At 48.2% G+C, this 15,573-nt stretch carries 13 protein-coding genes; 2 read left to right on the forward strand and 11 right to left on the reverse strand.

The window, feature by feature from the left end:
* Nucleotides 1-220 precede the first annotated feature (220 nt).
* Complete coding sequence (locus Enr17x_RS15325; RefSeq protein WP_145310166.1) at nucleotides 221-1,555, forward strand: asparagine synthase-related protein; 1,335 nt, start codon at nucleotides 221-223, stop codon at nucleotides 1,553-1,555.
* 70 nt (nucleotides 1,556-1,625) lie between these two features.
* The gene (locus tag Enr17x_RS15330) at nucleotides 1,626-2,552 is read left to right on the forward strand and encodes a radical SAM protein (protein ID WP_232100738.1); all 927 of its coding nucleotides are present in this window, start codon (nucleotides 1,626-1,628) and stop codon (nucleotides 2,550-2,552) included.
* 10 nt (nucleotides 2,553-2,562) lie between these two features.
* On the opposite strand, the gene ligA is transcribed toward Enr17x_RS15330, so the two are convergent.
* The 11 genes from ligA to ffh all read right to left on the reverse strand — a co-directional run bounded on the left by ligA (nucleotide 2,563) and on the right by ffh (nucleotide 15,398).
* Complete coding sequence (gene ligA, locus Enr17x_RS15335) at nucleotides 2,563-4,575, reverse strand: NAD-dependent DNA ligase LigA (RefSeq protein ID WP_145310168.1); 2,013 nt, start codon at nucleotides 4,573-4,575, stop codon at nucleotides 2,563-2,565.
* A 44-nt stretch (nucleotides 4,576-4,619) separates the two neighbouring features.
* On the reverse strand, nucleotides 4,620-5,603 hold the full coding sequence (gene gmd / locus Enr17x_RS15340) for a GDP-mannose 4,6-dehydratase (protein WP_145310170.1): 984 nt from the start codon (nucleotides 5,601-5,603) through the stop codon (nucleotides 4,620-4,622).
* Nucleotides 5,604-5,746: 143 nt separating this feature from the next.
* A complete protein-coding gene (locus Enr17x_RS15345) occupies nucleotides 5,747-7,453 on the reverse strand; it encodes a cation:proton antiporter domain-containing protein (protein ID WP_145310172.1) in 1,707 nt (568 codons plus the stop codon).
* 192 nt (nucleotides 7,454-7,645) lie between these two features.
* Nucleotides 7,646-9,124 carry an aldehyde dehydrogenase family protein gene (locus Enr17x_RS15350; protein ID WP_145310174.1) on the reverse strand — a complete coding sequence of 493 codons (1,479 nt, stop codon included), beginning with the start codon at nucleotides 9,122-9,124 and terminating at the stop codon, nucleotides 7,646-7,648.
* Between the two features lie 196 nt (nucleotides 9,125-9,320).
* Nucleotides 9,321-10,610: a beta-ketoacyl-[acyl-carrier-protein] synthase family protein gene (locus tag Enr17x_RS15355; RefSeq protein WP_145310177.1), complete on the reverse strand. Its 1,290-nt coding sequence runs from the start codon at nucleotides 10,608-10,610 to the stop codon at nucleotides 9,321-9,323.
* A 610-nt stretch (nucleotides 10,611-11,220) separates the two neighbouring features.
* A complete protein-coding gene (locus Enr17x_RS15360; RefSeq protein ID WP_145310179.1) occupies nucleotides 11,221-11,664 on the reverse strand; it encodes a RidA family protein in 444 nt (147 codons plus the stop codon).
* A gap of 86 nt (nucleotides 11,665-11,750) precedes the next feature.
* Entirely contained in the window at nucleotides 11,751-12,149 is a 399-nt protein-coding gene (locus tag Enr17x_RS15365; RefSeq protein ID WP_145310180.1) for a YraN family protein, read from the reverse strand.
* Between the two features lie 106 nt (nucleotides 12,150-12,255).
* Nucleotides 12,256-12,618, reverse strand: coding sequence for a 50S ribosomal protein L19 (gene rplS, locus Enr17x_RS15370; RefSeq protein WP_145217233.1), 363 nt, complete (start codon nucleotides 12,616-12,618; stop codon nucleotides 12,256-12,258).
* 76 nt (nucleotides 12,619-12,694) lie between these two features.
* Nucleotides 12,695-13,396 (reverse strand): tRNA (guanosine(37)-N1)-methyltransferase TrmD, encoded by a 702-nt coding sequence (gene trmD / locus Enr17x_RS15375; protein ID WP_145310182.1) that lies wholly within the window; start codon nucleotides 13,394-13,396, stop codon nucleotides 12,695-12,697.
* A 45-nt stretch (nucleotides 13,397-13,441) separates the two neighbouring features.
* On the reverse strand, nucleotides 13,442-13,825 hold the full coding sequence (gene rpsP, locus Enr17x_RS30250) for a 30S ribosomal protein S16 (RefSeq protein WP_145310184.1): 384 nt from the start codon (nucleotides 13,823-13,825) through the stop codon (nucleotides 13,442-13,444).
* A gap of 94 nt (nucleotides 13,826-13,919) precedes the next feature.
* Complete coding sequence (ffh, locus tag Enr17x_RS15385; protein ID WP_145310186.1) at nucleotides 13,920-15,398, reverse strand: signal recognition particle protein; 1,479 nt, start codon at nucleotides 15,396-15,398, stop codon at nucleotides 13,920-13,922.
* Nucleotides 15,399-15,573 lie beyond the last annotated feature (175 nt).

Here is a 15,573-nt window from a genome sequence, read left to right on the forward strand (position 1 = left end):
CCCAACTAAGTTCAATAGAAAGACTTGAATCAGATGGACTTAGTCTATGTCAGCTTCTGTCATAGCCTCACATGGCTACAGACCCATCTGGTCCTTTGAATTTATTTCAAAATGCTGAGGTTTCTTCCACCATCCGTTTTCTTTTTTGAATGACCAGCATAAAATTTTTTAAAGTCACACTAACCCAAGCCGCTCAGATTAAATCTTAGGATTAGATTTAATGATTCATGAAGAGTACGTGGAACGACTTGTTAATTTACTGGACCCTGCAGCAAATATTCTTTTCAACATGACCGTTGAAGAGGCAACCGAACGAGTCGGAAGTGGTTCTCCGGAACGAGTGCGAGAAATCGATGGGCAGTTCGCACTCGTCCACAAAGAGGGCACACGAATTCGCATGGCGCGGTCGATCGGTAGACCGATGCGTTTTTTCCTCGCCAAACGGGCAGAAGGCCCTTGCCTTGTCATCGCTGAGAGAATCGATGAGATCTATGAGTTCCTGAAAACTGAAGGACTCGACGACCAGTTTCATCCATCCTACACCAGAATGGTTCCCGCGCATTATATTCTTGAGCTGCAATTAATCGGCTGCCCCGATCCGAACCCGAAAACAACACGCTACTTCACTCCTGAACGAAACAAACTGTCAACACAACTGGATGAAATCGGGAAAGAGTATATTGGCGCTGTCTCTCAAGAGATCAATAAATGGCTGGACACGATCCCCCGTATGGAGCCCATCGGCGTGCTCTTTTCCGGAGGAATTGACAGCGGTGCGATTTTCCTGTTGGTTTATCATGCACTGATCACGCGCAACGAATCACCATCTCGTTTGAAAGCCTTTTCGCTTTCCATCAATGGTGAAGGGAGTGACTGTCGCCAGGCACAGCAATTTCTGGAACAGATGCAACTCGGCCTGTTCCTGGAGATACTGGAAGTTCCGCAAAGCAGCCTGGACTGTACAGAAACCATCAAAGTCCTTGAAGATTACAAACAGCTTGATGTCGAAGCCGCAACAATGGCACATGCCTCGTGTAAAAAAATCAGAGGGCTGTATCCCCACTGGAAATATCTCATTGACGGCGACGGTGGAGATGAAAATCTGAAAGATTATCCCATTGAAGCCAATCCGGAATTAACGATTCGCAGTGTCCTGAATAATCTGATGCTCTACCAGGAAGGTTGGGGAGTCGAAGCAGTCAAACATTCTCTCACCTACTCCGGCGGCCAAAGCCGCGGTCATGTCAGAACTTATGCCCCCGCCCGCAGTCTTGGCTTTCAGGGGTTCAGTCCGTATGCATTACCAAACGTAATTGAAGTCGCCGAAGGAATTCCCTATATCGAACTGACTGGCTGGGACCATAAAAAACTCTACGCCCTCAAGGGGGATATTGTCTGCCGAGGCGTGAAACAAATTACAGGACTGTCGATGCCCGTTTATCCTAAACGACGCTTTCAGGAAGGCAGCCTTAATGACCAATCCTTCAATACCGTTTTTTCCGATTCGGAAAATGTGTACCGACAAACGTTGCTCTCACTGTATCAGTCATCGTAAACATTCTGCAGCAGCAGAATCATGAAAACACGGGAGATGCTAATTTATCAGACGCAATGAGGCCGACGAAATGAACCCCGCGATGCCAATGATCGATGACCATCAAATTCTCGCGGCTCGTCCCGCTAAAAACCAGGTTTCGCCCGAACTGCCTTATGCTTTTTTAAACGAAACAGAATATTCTGCGGCAGGCATTCTCACAGACGTCTCAACCATTTTTCTCACAAATCGTGAGTGCCCCTTTCATTGCCTGATGTGTGACCTTTGGAAAAACACAACAGAAGAAACGCTCAAACCAGGTCTGATTCCGCATCAGATTGAACATGCCCTTTATCGCCTTCCCCCTGCCAGCCAGATCAAGTTATATAACAGCGGAAATTTTTTTGATCCGAAAGCCATTCCCCAGCAAGACCTCCCGGCGATTGCTGAGCTGACACGCCACTTCGAACGAGTCATTGTTGAAAATCATCCGTTACTCTGCAATCAGACCTGCACCGAGTTTCAGCAAATGATCGCTGGACAGCTGGAGGTCGCCTTGGGATTGGAAACAATCCACGAAGAAGTTTTAAAGTCACTCAATAAAAAAATGACGCTGGATGACTTCGCCAGAGCGGTCGAATTTCTTCAAAGCCACGCCATTTCAGTCAGAGCGTTCATTCTGTTGAAACCACCATTCATGGAAGAACAGGCTGGTGTGGAATGGGCCATCAAATCTGCAGAATATGCTTTTTCGCTGGGGGTCGAATGCTGTTCCCTCATTCCCACACGGTCCGGCAATGGACTTCTGGAACAATTGCAAGAGCGCGAACAGTTTTCTCCACCACAACTCGCTTCGATTGAAACGACTCTCGCAGCCTGTTTGAACCTGAAACGAGGCAGAGTCTTCATGGACCTTTGGGACCTGGAACAACAGTACCAAACTGAATCAAATCTACATGCCAGACTGCAACGGCTGCGTCAGATGAATCTCACGCAGAAAGTTCCAGAGATGAGATAACCCGCCTGGTTTAAACCGTTTCATTCAACATTTGCAAGAATTCGTCTTCAGACAGCACGGGCACATTCAGCTCTTCCGCTTTCGCCAACTTACTCCCGGCCTTTTCACCAGCCAGAAGATAGTCGGTTTTCGAGGAGACACTTCCCGACGCTTTCCCGCCATGCTTTTGGATCAGCTCTTTCGCTTCATCACGTGTGAATTGCGACAATGTCCCTGTCACGACAACGGTTTTCCCGTCGAGAATGCCGGCTGGCTGTTTTGTTTTTTTCACAGGGCTCCCCATACTCAGTCCCAGTTCTTTCAATTCCTTGATCAGTTTGATACCGAAATCGGAGTGAAAAAAGTTATATACGGACTCGGCAATAATGGGACCGATTTCATCCACTGCCGCGAGATCTTCAACACTCTGCTTGCTGATTTCCTCAATCGTCCCAAACTGTTTTTCCAGAATGCGCGCATTACTGGTTCCCACATGCCGAATATTCAAACCGGTCAACAATCGCCAGAGTGGCTGCTGCTTGGATTTCTCAATACCCGCCAGCAGATTATCAATCGACTTCTCACCCTGTCGTTCCAGATTGATCAACTGATCATAGTGCTCATCAAGACAATAGACATCCGCCAGTCCTTTAATGAGATCTTGCTCAAGCAATTGCTCAATCATTTTGATTCCCATTCCCTCAATGTCCATTGCCGATCGCGAAGCATAATAACGCAACGTCTCCCGCACTGAGGCGGGACAATTCGGATTCGGGCAGCGAATATAAACGCCCCCTTCGTCTTTAACCAGTGTCGTCTTACATTCAGGGCATTTCTTCGGAAACTTGATCTCTTTCTGGCTGCCATCGCGGAGGTGCTCTTCCACACGAACCACATGTGGAATAATTTTCCCGGCTTTTTCAACAACAGCCCAGTCACCAACCTGGATTCCCAAGCGTTCCATTTCATCATGATTATGCAGACTGGCTCTGGAAACGGTCGTTCCGGCGATCTGAACCGGCTCCAGATTCGCAACGGGAGTCACTGTCCCTGTTTTTCCAACCTGGAACACGATCGAATCAACCTTGGTGACCGCTTCGTAACGTTCCCACTTATAAGCCACGACCCAACGCGGGCTTTTCGATGTATTCCCCAGCAATTCGCGCTGATCAAACCGATTGACTTTCAGCACAATGCCATCAACTTCAAAATCGAGCGTATGCAACTCATCCATCATTGTTTGAACATGGTCGAGGGTTGCTTCCAGATTGGGGAATGCCTCTACATTTGGTGTCGCTGGAAGTCCCATCTCCTGAATCGCAGCCAGAAAATTGATATGCGTTTGATAATCAACGCCTTCGACTGCCCCCGTACCATGGGCAAAAAAACGAATTTTTCGTTTCGCACATAACTTGGGATCAAGCAGTTTCAACCCACCGGCAGTTGTATTACGTGGGTTGGCAAACGGCTCTTTCCCCTGCTCCAGCATTTCGACATTCAGAATCTGAAAGTCTGAATTACTGATATAGGCTTCCCCTCTGATTTCCAGTAATTCGGGAGGATTGTCTGTCTGCAGACGCAATGGCACTCCGCCAATCGTCCGCACATTATGCGTGATATCATCGCCCTGCTGGCCATCGCCTCGAGTGACGCCTTGTGTCAGATGTCCGTTCTCATAAATCAGAGAAACCGCGACGCCATCAATTTTATATTCCGCGGTTAATTCAACCTGCTCTTCACCAAGCAACTTACAGATCCGCGTTTCAAAATCACGGAGCCCATCCTGCTCAAAGATATTCTCAATCGACAACATCGGCAGGCGATGGGGGACCGTCTGGAAACCCTCAATCGGTGCTCCGCCAACCTTCTTCGTCGGGCTGTCTGGTGAATCATACTCCGGGTGTTCGGCTTCCAGTTTCTCCAGCAGTTTCATTAACCGGTCAAACTCGCGGTCAGATATCTCCGGCTTTGCCTGGATATAATAGAGCCGGTTATGGTGCTCAAGCTGTTTACGAAGCGTTTCGATTTCTTTTTGAACTGACATAGGATATTCCGAGCCGGAAAAGGAATGCAAACTGAACTCTAAAATCAAGAACTTGCTTCGCTCAGGATTTTCTCCTGCTGCGTCAGCCTCATATCGGCTTCAACCATCAGTCGCGCTAATTCTTCAAATGAAACCTTCGGTTCCCAATTCAGTTTCTGGCGTGCCTTAGATGGATCGGCACAGAGTAATTCCACTTCAGCAGGACGATAGTACTGGGGATCGATTTCAACATACTGTTTCCAGTCCAGATCGACGGCACCAAATGCTGCTTCGAGAAATTCGCGAACGGAATGGGTTTTCCCTGTACCGATCACAAAATCGTCAGGTTTGTCCTGCTGTAAAATCAGCCACATCGCTTCCACATAATCACCGGCAAAACCCCAGTCGCGTTTGGCATCAATATTGCCCAGATACAATTTATCTTGCATCTCCAGTTTGATCCGTGCTACTGCTTTGGTGATTTTTCGTGTCACAAATGCTTCGCCGCGTCGGGGGGATTCATGGTTAAACAGAATCCCGTTGCAGGCATACATGCCATACGATTCTCGGTAATTAATTGTCTGCCAATACGAGAATACTTTCGCACACGCATAAGGACTGCGCGGATGAAAAGGAGTCGTTTCACTTTGCGGTGATTCAACGACCTTGCCAAACATTTCACTGGAAGAAGCCTGGTAAAAGCGAATCTTTTTCTGGCTTTGTTCCTCATAATACCGCAAGGCTTCCAGCAGACGCAGTGTTCCCACCCCTGTCACTTCCGCCGTATAAACAGGAATGTCAAATGACAGACGCACATGACTCTGGGCAGCTAAATGATAAATTTCATCCGGTTGCACCGTCCCTAGAATCTGATTGAGATTCGAACCTTCTGCAAAATCACAGTAGTAACAATTCTCAGGAGGCTCGCCGATCCCAGGCTTACTGCAGGAGGTAATTCCATGGACGTCATAATCTTTACTTTTTAAAAAACGAGACAAGTAATACCCGTCCTGGCCATTGATTCCCGTTATTAATGCAACTCGTTTCACCGCAAACGTCCCTCTATTGAACTCTGAAATTTTGTGAGGTGCCTCACGTTTAATTCTGTTGATAAATTCAGTTTAGAGTATTTCTGATCTATGGCAAACGCTGGACCAGCGTCCGTTCTTCCCAATTTCATGATACATAGAATTTACTTCGAATCATTGCTCTGAGCCGAGCGATGACCTTTAATATAATACTTGAGGATTTCCCAACGACGAATAATGCCCAGCATGCGATGCGGTTGCTCTCGCGCTACTACGGGCAGACAATCATAAGACCCCTCACGAAATTTGGTCCATACCCGAGCTAATGAATCATCGGGATAGACCACTGTTTCCAGGTTATTCGCCAGGTCTGCTGCTCTCACTAGCGAACCAATCTTAGGATCAAACAAAGTGTTACTTAGATCCTGATACCGGATCACTCCCACAACTTCCTCGTTGGGGCCCAGAACTGGAAACGTATTATCATGACTATGCTCAATGAACGAAATCACTTCGTTGAATGTCGCCGTTTGTGAAATTCCTTTTACATTCTTGCGATACAATTGCTCAACCAGAATCAGATCGGGGGGCTGATCAATCTCGGAAAGCAGACCAAAAGAGACCAGGAACCGTCTGATCATAGACTGAAATTCGCTAATCGGATCTCCAGCCGTATGATGAATAGCATTGATCAATGGAACCTCACCAGCACGCAGCACGGATTGTCGGATCATGATCGGCCCAACGATTTCAAAAAATACCACCGAGCCCAGAATAATGGTTTGGAGATGGGTTCCCAGCACTTCATCTCTCCCCACCGCTATCGCCGAGAGCGCAATTGCTGCCCCCGCTTGTGCAAACAAAGTGGTTCCCAACCATTGGGAAACTTCTGGTTCTTCACCACGCATTTTCGCCGGAACCAGGATACCGAAATATTTACCTAGTAAGCGTAAGGCAATATAGCTCCCACCAATCAGCCCCGCTTCCATAAACTGCTTCGGTTTGAGTTCCACACCATGAATGATGAAGAAGAGGACGCACAAGAACCCGGTCAGCGGATACAGCTCCTTTTCAACCTTAGGCACCTCTTCCTCTGCCAGTGAGTTCGCGACAGTAAAGCCCATAGCAAGGAATGTCAGCATGTAAGGTAATTCCATCGTGCGGCATAATCCCAGTGCCAGGGAAATCAATCCGACGAACATGATGATTCGGCGGCTCCCTTTGATGATGGAGCTGCCATAGCTAATCATGAATCCACCAAAAACACCGATGAAAATAGAACCGAAGATATCCATGCCCAGATGGGCCAGACCCGAAAAGACGGATCCTCCAGCACTGTCGCCTTTCAAAAAGAGCACGGCGACAAAAATGACTTCGAATGCAATAATGGATGCCAGATTATTCAGCGCCACCAGAATTCCCGTGTACTCGGAAATCGGTCCTTCCGACTCCATTTCTCGCAGTACCAGAATGGTGGTCGCGGGCGCTGTGGCTATCGCTAACGCACCAAGCAGAATCGCAGCACTTCCCGATTCGCCGACCAGTAATAATCCAACATAGACGATAAAAAAGGTAGCGAGAATTTCACTTAGCGACAGTGGGAGCACACGGTGAAATAATCGACGCAGGCGCGAGAGGGTAAAATGGTTTCCCAGGCCGAATAAAACCAGCGCCATCGCCAGATCTGTCAGCGGCTCCAGCTCTTCAATATGCTTGTGAGGTACGAGATCAAGTAGCGCGGGGCCCAGAATCACACCCATTAATAAATAGGCGGTCACCTTAGGCAAACGGAACAACTCACCCAGTGTGCCCGACAGCAGACCTGCAGCGAGAAAGATTCCCAGTGTAAATATGATATGCCACGAGCCCATTCGAACTTCCTGTTCCAGGTGAATTGATTTCAGATACGGGCCGATTATAGCAAAATATATTGCGCGGTCGATCCTCACATCACATTCGAGACTATAATTTCACTGATTCTAAACCACTATGAGACAGTGAGTTCGAACTTATCTATGTGAATGAGTTTGCTCTCTAGTACGACTGAATGTACGAGAAACCACTTAATCAAGATTCATTGTCACTGTTTTGAGTTCCGTATAACTGGCAAGCCCCGCTGCTCCCAACTCGCGTCCGATTCCACTCCGTTTGAATCCACCAAACGGCGCGGCGGCATCAAACACATCGTAACAATTGACCCAGACCGTCCCTGCCTTAATTCGATCCGCCATCAGGTGTGCCTTTTTCACGTCACTCGTCCAGACCGCAGCCGCTAAGCCAAAGTGCGTATTATTCGCCCGGCTGATCACTTCCTCGACATTTTTAAAGGGCAGGATACTTAGTACCGGGCCAAAGATTTCATCGGTGGCAATCGGCATTTCATCGGTCACGTTGTCAAAGACGGTCGGTTCTACAAAAAATCCCTTCTCTCCAAAACGGGTTCCCCCTGTAACGCACTGGGCTCCCGCCTCATTCCCTTTCTTTATATAACTCAAGATTTTTTCCATCTGGGCCTGATCAACCTGAGGTCCCTGAGTTGTTTCTGGATTGAGCGGGTCACCTAATTTGCGTGCAGCCGCTTTGGCAACGATCTTGGCTACAAATTCTTCATGCACAGACTCTTCGACAAACAATCGACTTCCGGCACAACAACATTGTCCCTGATTAAAGAACAGTCCAAATTCCGCACCAGCAACGGCTGCATCCAGATCACTGTCAGCAAATACCACATTGGGGCTTTTACCACCCAGTTCAAAAGTCAGTCGTTTCAATGTCGCCGCCGCATCCGCCATGATGATCTTGGCCGTCGCATCTTCGCCGGTAAATGCAATCTTATCCACATCGGGATGTTTCACCAGCGCGGCGCCGGCAGTGGGGCCATACCCGGGAATTACGTTGATCACGCCGGGAGGAAAACCAGCTTCCATCGCCAGTTCCGCCATTCTCAAACAGGAAAGCGGCGTCTGCTCCGCGGGTTTCATCACGATGGTACACCCTGCAGCCAAGGCGGGGGCCCACTTCCAAGCCACCATCAACAAGGGAAAATTCCAGGGAATAATCTGACCTGCGACTCCCAGAGGCTCCCGGCGGGTGTAGCAGAAATGGTTGCCACGAATGGGAATGGTGGTCCCCTCAATTTTGTCTGACCAGCCGGCATAGTATCGCAGACAATCAATCACCAGCGGTAAATCGGCGGCGCGACTGTCACGAATCGGCTTTCCATTATCGAGCGACTCCAAAGCAGCCAGCTCTTCAATATTTTCTTCAATCAGATCAGCCAGTCGATATATCAGCCGCCCACGATCACGGGCATCCATCTTGGACCACGGCCCCGATTCAAATGCCGTCCGTGCTGCTTTGACTGCTAGATCGATATCAGCGGCATCCCCCTCAGCTACATTTGCAATCACCTCTTCCGTCGCAGGATTCACGGTCGCGAAAGTCTTTCCGCTCAACGCATCACGCCATTCCCCGTTAATCAAAAGTTGTGTCTGTCGTATTTGTGGAATGCTTGCAACCGAATCTAGCACGTCTGTCGCCATGACGGAATCTCCTGAGAAAATGTTGAGCGAAATAGTTTTCCCCTGATGGAAGGCAGCACTGAGAGAGAATGTTTTAATGGCCTACCCGAACTATCATTCTGATAGTTTTCATTCTCGTTCTCAAGGGGAAGATAGAAAAGCGCGCAAAAAAGGCGCAAACAGGAATGAGAGAACAGCAACGGCTGAAAAGTGAATCTTAGATCGCCCGTAAAATCGCAGCGGCACTTTGACCAAAGGCAGTTCGACTGACTGACATGGCAGTCGGAATCGAAAGCGGACGAGCTTCACCATGCACCACATTGAGATTACACAATGGGTCAGGAGTTTCGTAATTCAATGTCGCAGGAGTCGCATTGTGGCGGAGTGAAAGAATACTTGCCGCCAGTTCAACAGCCCCGGAACCAGCATCAAAGTGACCGAAGTAACTTTTGAGAGCCGTAATCGGAATCTTCGTCGCATCATCACCAAACAGACGGTGATAAGCTCGGGCTTCTACCTGATCATCAATCTTCGTGCTCTTGCCATGAGCGTTAATATGGCCAAGCTGACCGGGGTTCAGATTTGCCTGTCGCATTGCAGATTCGATGGCACGAACCAGTCCGGTATCATTTTGATGATTATTATCCGAAGAAGCACGGCCGTCACAGCCTGCTCCCAGTCCGATCACTTCGGCATAAATTTCTGCACCACGGCGAACCGCGTGATCATAATTCTCAACAACGAATGCCGCTGCCCCTTCACCGAGAATCGTACCATCACGATCACGGTCAAACGGTCGACAGGCGCGTTTGGGATCTTCATCCCGTGACAACAGGTCAATCAGATTCTTGCGTGAAAGGTCAACCGGATTGATGTTAGACGTGCAGGCACCAACAATCATACAGTCGACGGCACCACGCTTGATCCATCGCATCGCTTCTGACAATGCCAGCAAAGCTGAAGAATCCTGGCTGGTAATGGTATTGTTTGGGCCTTGCGCATTGTGTTCGATTGAAATATGGCATGCGGGCATATTGGGAAGCTGTCTCAGCATCCACAAAGGCGTGATCTGCCCCATGACGCCTTCGCCCCAGCGTGTGATTTCAAAGGTATCATGCTCTGCACAGTGTTTGACGGCTTCTACCAACTCGTCAGGGGTCGTCGGAATATGACCAGCACCAAAGGATACGCCAAATCGTTCCGGATCAACAACTCCCTCTTTGATTCCGGCATTACGTACAGCATCAGAAGCGGCAGAAACACCCAACTGGATGTCTCGCGACATGACCTTCAAGAATTTTTTATTATACAGGTGAATTTCTGGCTGAAAGTCTTTGACTTCTGCTGCCAGCTTGGAAGGCAAATTTCCATTAGGAAAGGTCTGGAGACGATCAATCCCCGACTTTCCTGAACATATATTCCGCCAAAATGCATCGATGCCGATACCAATTGGAGAAACAACTCCAATTCCGGAAATCACCACTCGCGTTTGATTTGACCCAGCCATCTTAGCCTGACCCTCAATCTCCTACAGCAAAAACAATGCAAATCCATTAACAACATTGTTTCAAACTATAGTCGTAAGATTGTTGAAACTCTCAGCTTAACACTATTGTGCTCAGTACCCTGAGAATTACTACTTCAACTGTATTGAGTTCCTTCTCCTCTTTTATTATCGGAAAAAGGCAACCAGAAATCTGAGAGCGATCTCAAACCCAAAGAAAAAACCCTTAAACTCTAATAATTAAACAGGTTATATGACTATAACTGTTTAGAACTCGCGCTGTCACAAAGACACTGCCTTGCAGCAAAATGAGCCCACAGAACTTAAGGAAGGTGCTTTTAAAAAGCATGGGTGTGACTGAGAGCAAAACTCCCGTACATTCAGGTTGGAAATCCTTTTCGCAGATTCGAGTGAAATCAAATCAGGCCTGCTAATATAATTGAGGTCCCCTTCAACCATATCTAGTACCTAACCGATACCAATCGACTAGTATTACACACTTTACACGTCACTTTGTCAAGCGAATTCCCAAAAATGTTAATTTCTGAGGTTTATCCGGCCTGAAGACCTATTTCACGTTATCTATGGAAACAGGCCTGATTCTGTTTACTGACTATTCGTCAACGATCTCAAAAATGGCTTCAATCTCAACAGCGACACCTGTCGGAAGCGCAGCAAAGCCGAGTGCACTGCGAGCATGAAAACCATCTCCCGTCTTGCCATACAGTTCATGAAACAAGTCTGAAGCCCCATTAATCACCAGATGCTGGTCTGTAAAGTCGGGAGTCGAATTCACACAGCCGAGCAGTTTAATCACCTTTAAACCATTCAGTGTGCCATGCTCGTCTCGCACGGATTGTAAAATTTTGATGGCACAGTCCCGGGCAGCAGCGATCCCTTCTTCCAGGCTGACATTTTCTCCCAGCTTTCCTTTTTGATCACTCACATGACCTGAGGTCATCAGAAGGTTTCCGGTCTTGATACAGAGATTCAGATATCCAGGCTCAATCGGTTCAAACGTAAGACCTAACTCAGCCGCTTTTTGTTCTACAGACATGTCTCATTCCTTCAGTGGCAAACGTGATAACAAAGTAATTCTACGTTAATGTAGAAGGATCTGTAGCGTTTTACAATCCAGCAGGATTAAGTAAAAAATTGAAACTCACCAGAGGGTTCGAAGGCATTCTGAAAATGCTGAATTTCGGGAGTTGATTTTTCTGAGAGCCAGAGAATTGAGATGATATCAAACCGGGCCGGTTGATGAAGCAATTGATGCTTTTTCAGGAATGAGCCTGCCAGCCGGGTTAGCTGCATTTGCTTCTGCTGTGTGACGGCTTCGAAGGGCTCTCCTTTCGAATTGCTTTTTCGAGTTTTGACTTCGATAAACGCAATCGTCTCACCGTCCAGTGCGATGATATCGATTTCTCCCAGGTCCGTGCGATACTGTCGGGCGAGAATCGAATACCCCTGCTGCTTCAAAAATCGGACAGCAGTACGTTCTCCCTGATCACCCAGCAACTTACCAAACCACTTACCTGCCATAGGCATGCACTCGAAAAGGGAAGCCGAGATAAAGGAAAACGACGAGTCAAACGTCTGTGCCAGAAGCACTGAGAGAAATCAGTGCTTCTGGTGTGTTTCCAGCAGTTTACTCTTCGTCTTTTTTCGCACGGCGTTCGGTCAGACGTGTGGCTTTACCAACCCGGTCACGCAGGTAGTAAAGTTTTGCCCGACGAACCCGACCATGACGTTTGACGTCCAGCTTGGCAATTTTAGGAGAATTGACGGGAAAAATTCGCTCCACGCCTTCACCGGCAACGATACGCCGAACGGTGAAATTTTCACGTGTTCCGCTTCCACGTCGGGCGATGATGACTCCACTGAAAATCTGGATCCGCTGTTTGTCACCTTCTTGAATTAGAGTGTGCACATCGACGGTGTCCCCGATTTCAAACTCGAGTGGTTCTTCACGAAGGCTGGATGCTTCTACTTTTTTCAATAAATCCTGCATGACTCAATGTCCTCTGAGGACGTTTCCCGAATACCTGATCAGGCAGTCTGAAACGTTCTGTTTACATTATTTTAGTTCAACTTGAATTTGATTCCGACTCAGTCAAAAGATCTCGACGCCGCTCGCGAGTTCGTTTCAAACTCTGTTCGTGTCGCCAACGTGCAATCTCTTGATGATTTCCACTTAATAACACTTCCGGAACTTCCATTCCACGAAAGTTCTGAGGCCGCGTGTATTGAGGATATTCCAGCAGGCCTGATTCAGAAAATGAATCGTATTTGGCACTGCTTTCGTCACCTAATACTCCGGGAATCAACCGGATCACAGTCTCTATAATCAACATGGCAGGCACTTCCCCTCCGTTGGTAATGAAGTCACCCGCCGATATTTCCATTGGATCGAGACCAATGCGGATTCGTTCGTCGAACCCTTCGTATCTTCCACACAACAATGTGAGTTGCGGTTCTTTTGACAGCTCTTGAGCCAGGCTTTGGTTCAGCGTTCTCCCTTGGGGAGTCAGCATAATCAATTTACCAGGCTCAGGAATCTGCTCCTGAACGTGCTCAACACATTGAAAAACGGTATCACAGCCAATCAACATCCCCGGACCACCACCATAAGGGCGATCATCTACCGAAGCATGTTTGTCTGTGGCCCAGTCGCGAAAATTCCAACGCTGAATCTCAACTAGTTGATTTTGAATCGCTCGCTTGAGCAACCCCTGCTCAAGATAGCTGTCAAATAGCTCAGGAAACAAGGTTAGAATATCAAATCGCATTTTGCTCTCTCACAGAGCGGTCCTGTAACAAATCGACTCAGAAACTTATTCTGAGGGAGTTTCTTCAGTGGCAGCGCCCTCGTCAGAAGCTTCAGCTGTTGCTTCTGCTGATTCTTCCGCAGCTTCTGGCTCGGGCTCTTTGGGAGCAATCAGAGGTGCTGGCGCAGCCGCTGTTCCGAACTTGTTCTTTTTCACTTTTTTTATCAGCGTCGCAACATTGTCAGAAGGTTGCGCCCCAACCGACATCCAGTAATCAACACGTTCCATGTTGATTGTCACACGCTTAGATTTGTCAGCAACGGAAGTATCATAAGTCCCGATTTCTTCAATTGCTTCACCATCACGTTGTTTGCGTGAATCCATTACACAAATACGATAGAAGGGGCGATGTTTACGACCCATTCTTTTCATACGAATACGAACTGCCACTAATTTCTCCTTTTGGAAACGAACTCTTACTTCTTTATGGAAGATACAAATTTTTGCGATATCACTGGAACAGCTTCCAAAACCGTTAGTCCGACTAGCGGTTCTTCTTACGCTGTTTCTTCTTGGCTTTTCTCTCTTTTTTCTTTTTCTCTCGCAGCTTGACGGGGTCTCCCCCACGTTTGCTGCGTTCTTTTTGTTTGCTCATGCCGCCCATCGGATCCATCATCCCGCCGGAAGACAACTCACGCATGGCTTTCATCTTATCACGCATGCCCATGCCGGCCATTTTCTGCATCACACCGGCCATATTGTTGAAGTCTTTCACCAGACGGCTGATATCTGATGGGTCTGACCCACTTCCCAGCGCAATCCGACGACGGCGGCTGTGGTCAATCAATTCAGGGTTTTCGCGTTCGACTGGCGTCATCGAACTGATAATCGCATCGATGCGCTTCATTTCGGAGCCAGGATCGACATCCGGATTCGTATCCAGCAAGCCGCCCATACCGGGAATCATTTTCATGATTTCCCGCATCGGCCCCATTTTTCGAATGGTTGCCATTTGCTTTTGGAAGTCATTCAGACTGAATTTTCCCTGCGCCATCCGATTCTGGAGATCAGCAGCCTCTTCTTCGTCAAACTGCTGTTGTGCCTTCTCAACCAGTGAGACGACATCACCCATTCCCAGAATTCGTCCCGCCATCCGGTCTGGATGGAACGGCTCCAGGCGATCTAATGCTTCTCCGACACCAATATATTTAATGGGAACGCCGGTGACTTCTTTGACTGTCAGGGCGGCTCCACCACGGGTATCACCGTCCAGCTTAGTCAGAACCACACCGTCCAGTTCTAAAGCTTCATTGAATGCTTTAGCACTGTTCACGGCATCTTGACCGGTCATCGCATCACAGGCAAAAATCACTTGATCCGGCTGCAGCTTGCGTTCTACCAGCTCCAGCTCCTGCATCAACTCTGCGTCAATGTGCAGGCGACCGGCGGTATCGAGAATCACCGTATCAACGTTGCCCAGTTTTTTCGCCTGGCTCAATCCATTCTGGCAGACCTTAACAGCGGTTGTCCCTTGGGGAGATTCGGCATGTACCGGCACATCAACCTGACCGGCGATCACCTTCAACTGTTCAATCGCCGCGGGACGCTGCAAGTCGGCTGCGACCAGCATCGGCTTGCGTCCCTGCTCTTTTAAGAGCCGGGCCAGCTTTCCACAGGTGGTGGTTTTACCACTTCCCTGCAGACCACACATCATAATGACGGTGATGCCAGACGGTCTAAAATCAAATCCGGGTTCAACCGGGCCCATCAGATTGATCAATTCCTGATGGACAATACCGACGATCTGCTCGTCGGGGCGAACGGCCTTAAGAACTTTTTCACCAACGGCCTGTTCGGTGACACGTTCAATGAAACTGGTTGCAATTTCATAATTAACGTCTGCTTCCAGCAAGGCCTGCCGTACTTCGCGCAAACCATCCCTGATATTGCCTTCGGTGAGTTTCCCACCGCGGGCAAGACCGCTGAGTGCACTTTTCAGATTGGACGTTAATCCTTCAAACACTTTTGATATCCAGACCGTTAATCACTAAAACAGAAGCGTATCATACAAATCTTTTATAATCGATTGCTGCCTTGCAACAGCCCGTTTATGGTAGAAAACGAGCGCAAAAATAGAACCTAACCCGAACAACGACAGTAGGTTAAGGCTAAAGGCCCACGTTCCTGCCAATGTTGGT

The organism is Gimesia fumaroli (assembly GCF_007754425.1).
Taxonomy (GTDB): Bacteria; Planctomycetota; Planctomycetia; order Planctomycetales; family Planctomycetaceae; genus Gimesia; species Gimesia fumaroli.

Excerpts from the sequence above, each read along its gene's own strand:
- Enr17x_RS15325 (WP_145310166.1), top strand. The coding sequence starts at position 221 with ATGATTCATGAAGAGTACGTGGAACGACTTGTTAATTTACTGGACCCT.
- Enr17x_RS15330 (WP_232100738.1), top strand. The coding sequence starts at position 1,626 with ATGAACCCCGCGATGCCAATGATCGATGACCATCAAATTCTCGCGGCT.
- ligA (WP_145310168.1), bottom strand. The coding sequence starts at position 4,575 with ATGTCAGTTCAAAAAGAAATCGAAACGCTTCGTAAACAGCTTGAGCAC.
- Enr17x_RS15345 (WP_145310172.1), bottom strand. The coding sequence starts at position 7,453 with ATGGGCTCGTGGCATATCATATTTACACTGGGAATCTTTCTCGCTGCA.
- Enr17x_RS15350 (WP_145310174.1), bottom strand. The coding sequence starts at position 9,124 with ATGGCGACAGACGTGCTAGATTCGGTTGCAAGCATTCCACAAATACGA.
- Enr17x_RS15355 (WP_145310177.1), bottom strand. The coding sequence starts at position 10,610 with ATGGCTGGGTCAAATCAAACGCGAGTGGTGATTTCCGGAATTGGAGTT.
- Enr17x_RS15360 (WP_145310179.1), bottom strand. The coding sequence starts at position 11,664 with ATGTCTGTAGAACAAAAAGCGGCTGAGTTAGGTCTTACGTTTGAACCG.
- Enr17x_RS15365 (WP_145310180.1), bottom strand. The coding sequence starts at position 12,149 with ATGGCAGGTAAGTGGTTTGGTAAGTTGCTGGGTGATCAGGGAGAACGT.
- rplS (WP_145217233.1), bottom strand. The coding sequence starts at position 12,618 with ATGCAGGATTTATTGAAAAAAGTAGAAGCATCCAGCCTTCGTGAAGAA.
- trmD (WP_145310182.1), bottom strand. The coding sequence starts at position 13,396 with ATGCGATTTGATATTCTAACCTTGTTTCCTGAGCTATTTGACAGCTAT.